We start from the raw sequence: 12,347 nt of genomic DNA, 5'->3' as shown, positions 1-12,347 counted from the left end.
TTGATTAAATAAAAAAATTGAAATTTAAATTGTTTAAAATTGATTTTTAGCTATTTTTGATTGGTATTTAAATTGAACTATAATACTTGGAATGAGGCAAGGTATGCGTTTTACGATGTGTTTATTGTTTCTGGGATGGGTTATTTTTTTGCCAGGCAGGTCCTCCGGCAGCTCTTATTCAGATTCGTTGGACTCTTTGCTGCAACAGGCCAGTTCCTTGCAGTATGATAATACGGATAAGGCCTTTTCTCTGACCCAGCAGGCGAGAGAGTTGTTAGCGGGTAATCAGGAGCCACTACCGATGGCCAGGTTAAACAATCGGGAGGCCACGCTCCACTATATCTCGGGAAATTATGATCGGGCACTGCATCATTTTGCCTTGGCTAAAGAATTTGGAGAAAGGGCAGATTCTAAAAAGGAAATCGTATACGCGATCAATGGAAGGGCATTGATCCAAATGGTGGACAAGGAATACCCCAAAGCCCTGCAACTATTGGAAGAATGCATTGCCATCAATCAAGAAATGAGGGATAGCATGTCGCTGGCAAAAAACCATTTTAATATGGGAATTGCCTACGACGAAACGAGTCAATATGATCAATCCCTGGAAAATTTAAACCAGGCACTGGCCTACCTCAAGGCGGATAGCCTGTCAGTGCTTACGCTTATGGTGAAAAACAGAATGGGTAAGGTTTTCAACCAATTGGGGAAAGGGGGACGGGCTGAAGATCTATTTCGGGAGGTGTTGGCAGCGGAATCCATCTTGACCAACTGGGAGAAGTCGTTTGCATTGTCAGGATTGGCGGCCCTAAAACTGGAAAGGGGGGAATTGGAGGAAGCATTGAACTATGGGGAGCAAGCACTGGAAATAGCAGAAATCCATGGTGCCCACTGGGATTTGCAGCAAATAACTGGGCTTTTGAGTCGTATTTATCAGGAGCTGGGGATGTTTGATCAGGCGTATTATCATCTGAAAGCCCATAAAAGTCATAGTGATAGCCTTTATGATGCGGCAAAAGCCAGGCAAATGGCTCGTTTGGAGCTGAAACTTACCCAAGCCGACAACCAGCGCCTAAGAGCCGAAATGGAGCGGGACCAGACCATGATCCAGCAGCAATATAAATTAATGGGCTTTTTGGTGCTCTTGCTTTTTTTAATGGGGAGCATACTTTACTTTTTTAGCAAGCATTTGCGCCTCAAAGATAAATTTAACCGCTCCTTATCAGATAAAAACAAGGCAATAGGGGAACAGAAAGAACGAATCGCACAACAAAACCGTGCCTTAAAGGAGTTAAACAGTACCCGGACAAGGCTTTTATCGATTATTTCGCATGATTTGCGATCACCGATAAATGGTATTAAGCAGCTGCTGGATGTCCGAACTAAAAATCTTTTATCGGAAACGGAGGAACAAGAGGTTTTATGCCTTCTTTCAGATCAAATCCAAACCACTGAGAATTTACTGAATGATTTGCTACAATGGGCCAATACCCAAATGGACGGGATGGTTGCCGAACCCGTCGAAGTGAATGTTGCAAAGATGATCGAAAGGATAATGCAACAGCTGGAGTTTCAGACAAGAGCCAAGTTTTTAGTTATTGACCATCACCAGGATCAGGAAATCCAGCATGTAGCCTTGGTAGATAAAAATCATTTTAAAATTATCATTCAGAATTTATTGGGGAATGCCATCAAATTCACTCCCGAATACGGGAAAATTGAGATTTTCTATACCGTTACCGATCAAAACATTGCCATCCATATCAAAGATTCAGGGGTAGGAATAGATGAAGCCCATCAGGATTTGATAAATGGAGGCGTAGACGTTCGGATTCCCTCCAAGGTCGGTACCCGCGATGAAAAGGGAACCGGTCTCGGCTTGCTGCTGGTGAAGCAGTTTCTGGCGTTGAATGGTGGGAAAATGGATGTAACGAGCATCCCCGGTACTGGAACCCGTTTCATACTCTATTTCAAAAGGAGGAAAATCTAAACTCGCCTGCGCAGTAGTTTTGACAAGAGCAGCGGCTACAAGCGTCTTACCTGAAGGGGTATACAAAATCCCCAAACCGTTCGTGAATGGCCCTGTCCAATTCCTCCTGGTGTTCCGGTGCGGCAATTTTTTTAAGTTCATAGGCTCGCTGCCGAAGGTTTTTTCCGTACAGATAGGCAGCCCCGTATTCGGTGACCACGTAATGCACATGGGCTCGGGTGGTTACTACTCCTGCCCCTTCTTTAAGGTAAGGGACGATTTTGGATTTACCTTTTTTGGTACCCGCCCGGAGTGCCATGATTGGCTTCCCGTCTTCGGACAGGGCAGCACCTCGCATAAAATCCATTTGACCACCGACACCGGAATAGTGATAACTGCCGATGGAATCGGCGCAAACCTGACCGGTCAGGTCTATTTCCACGCATGAATTGATGGAAATTACTTTTGGGTTTTTACGGATGACGGCGGTATCGTTGACATAGGCAGCTTCGTGAAAGGAATAGGCCGGATTATCATGGATACTATCATACACCTTTTTGGTACCAATCACAAAAGAGGACACCACTTTGCCGGGGTGTTTTTTCTTAAACTTATTGGTGATCACACCTTTGTCCATCAAATCTATGACTCCGTCTGAAAACATCTCCGTATGGATACCCAGGTCTTTGTGGTTGTGTAACGATTGAAGCACCGCATCGGGGATACCTCCGATTCCAAGTTGAAGGGTGGCACCATCGTCGACCATTTCAGCGACAAATTTACCGATTTTGTAATCGGCCTCGTCTAGCTTGGCGGAATAATCTACCTGTGGCAGGGGCTCGTCTACTTCGATGACCCGGTCAAATTTACTAACATGGACCTGACCATCTCCCATGGTGCGGGGCATTTGTTGATTGATTTGCGCAATGATAAAGGTAGCCGTTTCTACGGCTGGCCTGGCAACATCTACAGAGGTGCCCAGGGAACAATACCCATGCCTGTCAGGAGGGGAAACCTGAATCATGGCAATATCTATCGGCAGGATGTTTTTTCTGAAAAGCCTTCCTATTTCACTTAGAAAAATGGGCACATAACCCCCTCTTTCACTATTTACTGCTTTTCGGACATTTTCGGAAACAAATAGCGAATTGATGTAAAAGCTGCCTTTGCAGGATTCATCGGCCAGAGGCATGTCACCCAGGGTGGTGATGGACACGATTTCCACATTTTCCAACTCCTCTTTTCGTTTTGAGAGGGCTTGTAGCAAAATGGTCGGTGTTGCCGCACTGCCATGAACAAATACCCGTTGATGACTTTTTACCAGTTGCACCGCTTCCTCAGGACTTACTGCATTAATTTCTGTATTCATAGTTTAATTTCAATCAAAAGGTTTCACTCATAAAGCCACCCTGCCGCTGGGAAAAAGACATCCCTATTCGGCACCACCCAGCAGAAAATTGGACAAAGAAGCCAATTACATGATACATTTCGTGGATGTCAATGGCGTGTATGTAAATTTACCCATTAATTTCTTTACAGACCAACTTTGAAAGCAGAACCTTTGATTGGGTTCACTTTGATGAAACCGAAAGGAAATTCCGGGAGCCGGATTCAACGGATCAGGGCTTTTTTGACCATAATAAATTCCGATATGTTTTCCTGGTCCAGGATTCCTAAAAAATGATTTGCTTCATAGACCAGTGCTACTTTTTTATTTCCTGCTGCCATTTTCTTAAAAGCCTCCTGCAAGGGAAGTGAAATTTCCAATTTTAGGGGACTTTGATCGGCGACCTTTTCTACAGGGGTTTGGGAATCCCCTTGCTGCAGTCCAAGTACGATTCCCTCCCTGCTGAGAATGCCAATAGGGGTGTCTTCCTTGACTACCACAAAATGGATTGCCTGACCTTCCAAAAGCTTATCGACAGCTTTTTGCAACGGAGCGTCAAAGGCAAGAATGGGAAATTTACGCATCAACACATCTCCCACCTGATACCCTTCCAGAAAAGAGGATTGTTTTGTTTGGTTTACTTCCGCCTGAGCACCCAGAAAAATAAAAATACCGATCAGTACCAGGACTGGGTTATTAAATAACCCGAAAAAGACAAAGGCTATCGCCATCAGCTGCCCGATTCCTCCCGCAATTTCAGTAGCCTTGATTCTGGACATTCCAGTGGATAAAAGCGCCCGTAGCACCCGACCTCCATCCATGGGAAAGGCCGGTATTAAATTGAATAACGCTAAAAACAGATTGGCTGATGCCAGAAAAATCCAGATACTTTTGCCGTTAAGGGTGCCTTCCTCCAATAAATCCAGGTCAAAACCGGTCAGGGAAACCATTACGGACAGGAGTAAAAATAGCACGACATTCACCAAAGGACCGGCCAGTGCTACTTTTAGTTCCTGCTTGGGATCTTCGGGAAGTTTTTCCAGTCTTGCCAATCCTCCAATGGGCAAGAGAATGATATCCCTTGTCTGGATGCCATAGCGCTGTGCGGTAAGTGCATGTCCGAATTCATGCAAAATCACGCAAACAAAAATCAAAAGGACAAAAATGAGGGTCCATCCTGTGTCTATCCAGGGAGTACCGGATCTAACGTTAGAAATGACAATCCACAATAAAAGCAGCGAAAAGGTCCAATGAATGAACACTTTTATGCCGCTGTATTTCCCCAAGTATAATGAAAATTTCATAGAATTATTATTTGCTTTTAAAAGGCACTAAACCCGTCCCGATTCCCAATTGGGGAAGTTTTGCATACCCCCCCCGATAGCTATCAGGGCTACCGGGGTATCCATTTGTGCGCCCCCTGTCACCATGCCTGCCTGTCGTTAGCAGGCTCGATTTTAGGGTACTGCTTTAGGTTGGCTACCGAGTGAATGGGTCGTTGGTAGTGATAACTGATGTAAAAATAAGGCTTAGATCCTAATTTGCAAGTAGTACGAAACAATGAAATTGGAGGCAACGTTATTGTTTCCTGGTGAGCCTTTCATTTAGGCCAATATAAATTTTGATTTGCTTTTTATACCTTTGCAGTGCTTATCCTCCGTTGGTAAGTTATGGTCAATTAACCAAAATTTGTTATTTTCGAAATCGATATGAATAAAAAACAGATCACCCTTCGCATGATTGCTGATCATGAATATGAATCAGTAAACGCAACCGGAAATAAAGTTCAGATCGATATGTACGCTGGCGCAGAAAAACAGCACCAATCACCCATGGAATTGCTGTTATCCGGACTGGCGGGCTGTTCCGCAGTGGATACGGTATTGATGATGAAAAAGAAGCGCCGACAAGTACAGGATTTTAAAATCCAGGCCGAGGGCTTGCGGAACGACGGCACTCCCTCTTTTTATAAGTCCATACAGTTGCATTTTATTTTAACCTCGCCAGATGCAACCGAATTGGAATTTGAAAAAGTAGTCAAATTGGCAGTAGATAAATACTGTTCGGTCGCCTCTTCTCTAAAATCCGAAATCACTTACACCACTGAGATAGTCAGACCGGAATGAGGGTAGTCAACGAAAAGAATAAAGAGGGGGTTAGAATTACCATTTTTGACTGGAACAATAAATACCTGATCAAATTTGAGATCGGAGGCATGGAGCAGACTTTCAAAGTTTCGGCAATGGATGTCTTGGAGGAAGCGTCATTGGAACAGTTGCTGGAAGGCGAGTTCTTTGACCGGGTAAAAGAAAGGTTTAACGAAATGCATCAATCCCTTCAAAAAGCTATGAAAAATTTTTAACTTTGTTTATATTTAAATATTCAAAGATGAAATGTTTATTTTTCATACTAATTTCCATTTTATTGTTTTCTTCCGCCTGCCAATCAGATCCTAAACAGGCACATCAACAGCATTTTCAATTGCTGGATTCTGTGATACGAAAGGTGGAAGCGGATTTAACTCCTTTGGAAGCGGACATTTCAGCATTAGCTGAGTATTCATCATTTTTATTTCAAAAAGCAGATAGTCTGGTTCCTCTCGGAGACGACAGCAAGTTTATTTCTGACGAAAAGGGCTTTATTTATAATAAGAACGAATCAGGAGAGGAAAGTACGGTTTTTGTTTCCATCCTGGCCGAAGATAAGCCACTTGCTATTCGTGAAATTCACACCACCGCGTTATTGGATAGTGCTTTTATAGAAGTTTTGGAAAAACGAAAAATAGTATGTCAGGTTTATTTCAATGCGGCCAGCCATTTCAATCGATTATACCCTCCCTATGACCTGTTAAACTCACTTGATCCGGAAATAGATATAACGGCCTTTAATTTTTATTACCTGGCAGATGAAACCCGAAACCCCAACAGGAAAGCAGTTTGGGTGGAGGAAGTTTACATTGATCCGGTTGGGAGAGGGTGGATTTTATCGCTCATTCATCCGGTTTATCATGATAATGAGTTAAAAGGGGTGCTGGGTTTCGATATTACACTTTTTGACTTGATGAATGCCTTTCTGGAAACGTCAGATAAAAAGCTGATGCTTGTAGACAGTCAGGGTACTATCGTTGCTGGTAAGGCTGAAGCGATCGAAGCATTGAGTATGCCACCATTAAAAAACCACGCCTATATTCAGACCATTCAATCAGACAATTTCCGGAAGGAGAATTTTAATCTGTATAAAAGCAAAAGCAAGGAGGTAAGGCAAATGGCTTCTAAATTTCTTTTGGAAAAAGAAAACTACCATAGTTTTGAATTGGGAGGGAGGCTGTTTGAAGCCTATTGCAAGCGAATGAACTTAATGGACTGGTACTTATTGGATATCCATGACTAGTAGGAAGAAAAACAGGACGGATAGTTACCGGAGGGAGGCAAAAATGTTTTGGTGGCTTAGCATAGGTGCCATTTTGTTTACGGTGACCTTGGCTTTTTTCTTTTACCGTTCTTTATCCAAGAACCTGATAGAGAACCGGAAAGTGTTTCTAAACAAACAAGTGGAACTGGCTGCTAATGAAGTTCAGAGGACGTTCAATAACCTAAATGAAGACCTGATATTTTATGCAAACAATCAGGAGAGATTGCTTCCTTCCGAAGCAAACGGAATGAAATCCACGGTAGATGAAACAAGGGTAAGGCGTTTATTGAATAATTACATTAATCTGATAGATACCTTGTTTATTGAAAAGGGGGATCTACGGAAAATATACCAGGTCTCGGATGCCAATTATTTTACCGTTACAGAGACAGCGACCGCGATAGGAGATCGGGATTGCCGTTATTGTTTTAGGGTCAAATCAGATAAAGGAACGGTGACGCTGTTGGTAAAACTTAAGTTGGGAAAGTACTTTTCCCGGCAGCTGGTCAATTATTATCTGGGACCCAATACTAATAAATTGGTATTTTTGGATGGAGGCTTTTACCAGTTGATTGATGATTCCCTGCGAGACCCAGTGCTACTGGAAAAGGGGCTACAAGAAGCCATGGTGAGAGAAATTGAGGGAGGTTTGAGAGGCGAATACGAAGGTGCCCTGTTGGAGAGCGGGCGGTCAGAGGGGCAGGAGTCTTTACTGATTCAATATCCTTTTAATTTATTTCGACTGGAGTTAGAGAAGCCAATTGCATTTGTATTTACACAAAATAAATCCTCCGTAGTTTCGGGGGTTTTTGGAAACTATTTTCATCTTTTTCTCTCCCTCCTGGCATTGCTGCTACTGGTCGTATTTTTCCTGGCAAGATTCTTTAAAATAACGAGTGAAAGCAATTACTTATTGGAAAAAAAATCCAGGGATCTGGATCAGTTATTACGGCAACAAACCATGCTTTTGCAACAGTCCAGGGGGTTTATCTACTATCAGGATAAAGACTTGAGGTTATACCAGGTGAGTGACAATATCAAAGAAGTCCTCGGTTATAGTCCGAAGGAATTCCAAACCTTTGCTTTAGAAGATTGGGTGAGCGATAAGTCAGATTCATTTATACTGACCAAGAAAGAGGCCATCGAAAGGAAAGATGACTTTTACTATTTCGAGGCCCATTCTAACCGGAAACAGGGAGTTTCGATACGGGTTAAAATTTTCGAGAAACTGTTTTTTGAATCTGACGGCAAGTTTGCAGGTGCGGTGGGCATCTGTACGGATATTAATGATAAATACATCGCCGATCAGGAGCTGATACGAAGTGAAAACCGGCTGCGGTCGGTGTTAGATAGTTTGCCCGATATTATATTCATATACAATAACAAAGGGGATTTTTTAGATTACTACGTCCAGCAAGAGGAACTTTTGTTGCAACCACCACAAAAAACCCTCGGAAAAAATATGAGTGAGTTATTTTCCGGAGAAGCAGGTGAACGGGCCATGCGGGCGTTTAACAAGGCGGTGGTTACCGGTAAGATGCAGACCGAGGAATTGGATATTTTGCTTGATATTGGCAGGCGGTATTTTGAAATACGTTTTTTCAAACTGGACGAGAAGCGAATGATTTCGGTAGCAAGGGACATCACCGGGCATAAACTATGGGAGAGGGGGCTCCGCGAGGCCAAAGAAGCGGCCGAATTAGCGAATCGGGAAAAATCGAATTTTTTAGCCAATATGAGTCATGAAATAAGGACGCCGTTAAACGGATTGTTAGGAATCACTGGCCTGCTGTACAACACTTCCCTCTCCGAGGAACAACAGGAGTTGCTCTCGATTATTGGTGATTCCGGAGAATCATTGCTACATATTGTAAATGATATTCTGGATTATTCCAAAATTGAGGCTGGTAAAATGGAATTAAGCCCGGTGCTTTTTAAACTGAGACCAGAGATGGAACGAATTATCAATATTTTTACCGGCATGGCACGGGAAAAATCCCTCCATATCAACTTGTCCATAGACGACTCACTTCCAGATGCCATCGTACTGGATAAGGAAAAATTGGCGCAAATATTTTTTAACATCATTGGAAATGCGGTGAAGTATTCCCTTAAGGGAGGAGAAATCACGGTATTCCTAAAAGGCGAAAAGTTATTTTCCAGTAACCTAATCCTGCACTGTGCAGTAAAGGATAACGGCGTAGGAATTGATCGGGAGAAATTACCCGAATTGGTGAAGCCTTTCACCCAGGCAAGCGCAGCCTCAAACGGAGAATACAAGGGTACCGGATTAGGTTTGGCCATTGCCAATAAGTTGATCGAATTGATGGGAGGAGTTTTGCAGATTGAAAGTGAATTGGGAGAAGGGGCTACTTTTTCTTTTACGCTTATCACAAATATAGAAGGGGAAGAAAATGAATCGAATGGAGCCATTCAAGCTGAGAAAGAAGTGGTTGATTTTGAAAAAGTTGCCGGAGATTTCCCACTTAAGATTCTGATAGTAGAGGATAACGACATCAACCTTAAATTCATGGTCATGCTGCTGGAACAATTAGGTTACGAGCCGGATGTGGCCATGAATGGCGTGGACGCGATCAAGTGTGTCGAGGAAGAGCAATACCACTTGATATTTATGGACAACCAAATGCCGGGAATGAACGGAATGGATGCTACCAAAGTAATCCGGACCCTGGCAAATGGAAAAGCTGTAATCATTGTGGGGTTATCCGCCAGTGTATTTAAAGAGGATGTGGAACTTGCCCTTTCCAATGGCATGAACGATTACCTAACCAAGCCCGTAAAAATCCAACAAATCATTGATACGATAAAGAAATACAGTCGAGCCAATATTGACGCCCCTAAATAACCGTTTCCAGATCGAAATTTTCCAGATAGTCAGCCACTTTTTTGACAAACATCCCCCCCAAGGCACCGTCCACTACCCGGTGGTCATAGGAATGCGATAATATTAATTTATGGCGAATAGCAATCATGTCTCCAGTAGATGTTTCTATGACTGCCGGTTTTTTAGTAATGGTTCCTACCGCCAATATCGCTACCTGAGGCTGAACGATGATGGGGGTACCCATGATATTTCCGAAGGAGCCGATATTGGAAAGGGTGTAGGTACCACCTTTTAGCTCTTCTGCGTTCAATTTGTTTTCCCTTGCCCGCCTGGCCAGATCGTTGATTTTCTTGGATAAACCAGGAAGGTTATATTGGTCTGCCTGCCGAATCACCGGTACAATTAGATTACCGTTGGCCAGTGCTACAGCGATACCTATGTTGATGTCTTTTTTCTTTATGATTTTATCCCCATCTACTGAAATATTTATCATCGGAAAATCCTTCAAGGCCTTCGCGATGGCCATTACAAAAAAGGGTGTAAACGTGATGGGTTCGCCTTCTTTTTTTCGGAATTCTTCTTTTATCTTGTTTCGAAACAGGACAATTTCCGTGAGATCCGCTTCCACAAATGAAGTGACGTGAGCAGAAATATTCTTGGAGTCCAACATGCGTTGAGCGATCATCTTTCGCATCCTGTCCATCTCTATGATTTCATCCTGCCCATCCCTGACTGGTGTGGGTTCATCGAGTGGAGGGGTAATTTGGGGCGAAGAATCCTTCTTTTTCTTTAAGTAGGAGAGGATGTCGTTTTTAGTGATTCGGCCACCCTTGCCCGTCCCAGGTATGGCAGCTAGTTCCGTTTCATTTATGTCTTCTGCTTTTGCAATACTAAGGACCAGGGGAGAATAAAAATTTCTTTCGTCAATTTTCTTTCTTTCTTTTTTTGAAACGGCTCCCAGGATCAGTGAGGTATATTCCGGTACTTCCGGAAGGGTTTCGGTCTTTGGAGAAGCAGGGTTATTTTGGAGATCCTCAGCGGTAGCAGGGATTGGCTGTCCTTCATCCATTTCTTTCTCCACCGTTTCGATCAGTGCAATCGGCTTGCCCACTTCCACTACCTCCCCTTCTTTGGCCAGAATGGTTTTTAAAGTGCCGGCATGGGTGGCAGGTACTTCCGTATCCACCTTGTCGGTGGCAACCTCCAGAACAGACTCATCCTGCTCGATGAGGTCCCCTTCTTTTTTTAGCCAGGAAAGGATTGTGCCCTCCATTATGCTTTCTCCCATTTTGGGCATCACCATTTCTACTGTTGCCATAGTCCTACTGTAAAATCGTATTGAATTTGCCTCCAGGCATAAATCTAAAATTTAGGAACTGGTTTGCAAAAGGAAACCTTTTAAATTTTATGAGCTCCTCTGTAAAATGGTCTCTCTCAATAAATTTAATGCAGCAATTGCTGTCAGGTGAATGTTTACCGTCCGGTTTTTTGTAAGCTGTAATTTTCGGGTATGGCACACCTGCCCGTCGTCGCAGGCAATCCAAACCAACCCGACCGGCTTTTCTTCTGACCCACCTCCCGGCCCCGCAATACCACTTGAAGACAAGCCAAAATCAGCGTTGAATTTATTACGCACCTGCCTGGCCATGTCTCGCACGGTACCTTCACTGACAGCCCCTTCACTGCTTAATACCTCGCCTGAAACACCTAAAACCGCTTTTTTAAATTCATTGTGATAAGGGATCATGCCTCCGTTAAAATAGTCACTGGATCCCGGTATACTGGTAATCAGGTGCGAAACATACCCACCCGTACAACTTTCTGCGAGCGCCACCGTTTTTCCCCGGTTTACTAGCATATGGCCGATGGCAGCGGGAAGGATATCGTCATTGAACCCATAAACATATTTAGAAATCAGGGGCAGTAGCTGTTCGATCTGGGCATCCACTTCCGAAACCAGTGATTTCTGGTCCGTGCCAAAGCCAGTAAGCCGGAGCTTTACCTCTCCCAGGGATGGCAAGTAAGCCAGGCGAATATGGGACGGCAGCTTTTCCTCCCATTCAGTAATCAAATCCGAAAGCCAACTTTCGCCAATGCCGACCGTACGGATCAGTTTATGGTAAATGACCGGCAATTGGTACTTTTTCTTTAGGCGGGGGAGGACCTCCTGCTGCATTAAGTATTTCATTTCATGCGGTACTCCGGGCATGGACATCCAAATTTTCTCCTTTTCTTCAAACCACATGCCCGGAGCAGTTCCTACGGCATTTCGAATATAGGTGCAATTGGAAGGAAGGTATGCCTGACTCCGGTTAGTAGCCGTCAATTCCTTTCCCCGGCTATGAAAAAGGTTGCTAACATCTTCCAAGGCATCCGGAAATAAGGCAAGCTTGGAGCCAAAATAAGTTGCCAACACCGATTTGGTCAGATCATCTTTGGTGGGCCCCAGGCCTCCTGTCATTAAAATAATGTCAGCCTTAATGGCCGCTGCTTGAAAGGCATCCAGCATCGATTCGCGATCATCGCCAATAGTGGTCCTTCTGACCACCCGAATACCCATTTTATCCATCTCCTCACTCAGCCACTTGCTGTTCGTGTCCATAATCTGGCCATAAAGGAGCTCGTCGCCTATTGAGATGATTTCTGCTGTTACCGATTGATGCATGAAACAGAGGATTGGTTTTTTTATGGTGCAAAATTAAAAAGTTTCCGGACAGTGGCGGGGCTTTGCGAGT

At 43.7% G+C, this 12,347-nt stretch carries 9 protein-coding genes; 5 read left to right on the top strand and 4 right to left on the bottom strand.

The genetic code is table 11. The annotated features are described in order from the left end of the window. Window positions 1-91: 91 nt before the first annotated feature. Window positions 92-1,990, top strand: coding sequence for a tetratricopeptide repeat-containing sensor histidine kinase (locus GJQ68_RS04645; RefSeq protein ID WP_162416124.1), 1,899 nt, complete (start codon window positions 92-94; stop codon window positions 1,988-1,990). 46 nt (window positions 1,991-2,036) lie between these two features. Here GJQ68_RS04645 and GJQ68_RS04640 read toward each other — a convergent pair whose 3' ends face one another. Continuing rightward, window positions 2,037-3,338, bottom strand: coding sequence for an acetyl-CoA hydrolase/transferase family protein (locus GJQ68_RS04640; RefSeq protein ID WP_162416123.1), 1,302 nt, complete (start codon window positions 3,336-3,338; stop codon window positions 2,037-2,039). A 242-nt stretch (window positions 3,339-3,580) separates the two neighbouring features. Continuing rightward, window positions 3,581-4,660, bottom strand: coding sequence for a site-2 protease family protein (locus tag GJQ68_RS04635; protein ID WP_162416122.1), 1,080 nt, complete (start codon window positions 4,658-4,660; stop codon window positions 3,581-3,583). A gap of 405 nt (window positions 4,661-5,065) precedes the next feature. On the opposite strand from GJQ68_RS04635, the gene GJQ68_RS04630 reads away from it, so the two are divergent. Genes GJQ68_RS04630 through GJQ68_RS04615 form a run of 4 tightly spaced genes read left to right on the top strand, consistent with a single transcriptional unit; the run spans window position 5,066 to window position 9,633 of the window. Further along, window positions 5,066-5,482, top strand: coding sequence for an OsmC family protein (locus GJQ68_RS04630; protein WP_162416121.1), 417 nt, complete (start codon window positions 5,066-5,068; stop codon window positions 5,480-5,482). After that, complete coding sequence (locus GJQ68_RS04625; RefSeq protein ID WP_162416120.1) at window positions 5,479-5,718, top strand: hypothetical protein; 240 nt, start codon at window positions 5,479-5,481, stop codon at window positions 5,716-5,718. Before GJQ68_RS04630 ends, GJQ68_RS04625 begins: the two co-directional genes overlap by 4 nt. Before the next feature lie 26 nt (window positions 5,719-5,744). Further along, window positions 5,745-6,746: a PDC sensor domain-containing protein gene (locus GJQ68_RS04620; protein ID WP_162416119.1), complete on the top strand. Its 1,002-nt coding sequence runs from the start codon at window positions 5,745-5,747 to the stop codon at window positions 6,744-6,746. Further along, window positions 6,739-9,633: a PAS domain-containing hybrid sensor histidine kinase/response regulator gene (locus GJQ68_RS04615; protein ID WP_162416118.1), complete on the top strand. Its 2,895-nt coding sequence runs from the start codon at window positions 6,739-6,741 to the stop codon at window positions 9,631-9,633. Before GJQ68_RS04620 ends, GJQ68_RS04615 begins: the two co-directional genes overlap by 8 nt. Here the strand turns inward: GJQ68_RS04615 and GJQ68_RS04610 are convergent. Both GJQ68_RS04610 and GJQ68_RS04605 read right to left on the bottom strand, forming a co-directional pair. Then, window positions 9,626-10,930, bottom strand: a complete 1,305-nt coding sequence (locus GJQ68_RS04610; protein WP_162416117.1) for a dihydrolipoamide acetyltransferase family protein — start codon at window positions 10,928-10,930, stop codon at window positions 9,626-9,628. The genes GJQ68_RS04615 and GJQ68_RS04610 overlap by 8 nt on opposite strands. An 87-nt stretch (window positions 10,931-11,017) precedes the next feature. Beyond that, window positions 11,018-12,277, bottom strand: a complete 1,260-nt coding sequence (locus GJQ68_RS04605; RefSeq protein ID WP_162416116.1) for a competence/damage-inducible protein A — start codon at window positions 12,275-12,277, stop codon at window positions 11,018-11,020. Between the last annotated feature and the right edge of the window lie 70 nt (window positions 12,278-12,347).

The sequence above is a fragment of the Cyclobacterium roseum genome (assembly GCF_010119225.1).
Taxonomy (GTDB): Bacteria; Bacteroidota; Bacteroidia; order Cytophagales; family Cyclobacteriaceae; genus Cyclobacterium; species Cyclobacterium roseum.
The sequence above is the reverse complement of the archived record's forward strand: the minus strand, read 5'-3'. Positions and strand labels throughout refer to the sequence as shown.

Bases quoted from the DNA above. Each gene is read 5' to 3' on its own strand.
- GJQ68_RS04630 (WP_162416121.1), top strand. From the start codon at position 5,066: ATGAATAAAAAACAGATCACCCTTCGCATGATTGCTGATCATGAATAT.
- GJQ68_RS04620 (WP_162416119.1), top strand. From the start codon at position 5,745: ATGAAATGTTTATTTTTCATACTAATTTCCATTTTATTGTTTTCTTCC.
- GJQ68_RS04640 (WP_162416123.1), bottom strand. From the start codon at position 3,338: ATGAATACAGAAATTAATGCAGTAAGTCCTGAGGAAGCGGTGCAACTG.
- GJQ68_RS04605 (WP_162416116.1), bottom strand. From the start codon at position 12,277: ATGCATCAATCGGTAACAGCAGAAATCATCTCAATAGGCGACGAGCTC.
- GJQ68_RS04610 (WP_162416117.1), bottom strand. From the start codon at position 10,930: ATGGCAACAGTAGAAATGGTGATGCCCAAAATGGGAGAAAGCATAATG.
- GJQ68_RS04625 (WP_162416120.1), top strand. From the start codon at position 5,479: ATGAGGGTAGTCAACGAAAAGAATAAAGAGGGGGTTAGAATTACCATT.
- GJQ68_RS04615 (WP_162416118.1), top strand. From the start codon at position 6,739: ATGACTAGTAGGAAGAAAAACAGGACGGATAGTTACCGGAGGGAGGCA.
- GJQ68_RS04645 (WP_162416124.1), top strand. From the start codon at position 92: ATGAGGCAAGGTATGCGTTTTACGATGTGTTTATTGTTTCTGGGATGG.
- GJQ68_RS04635 (WP_162416122.1), bottom strand. From the start codon at position 4,660: ATGAAATTTTCATTATACTTGGGGAAATACAGCGGCATAAAAGTGTTC.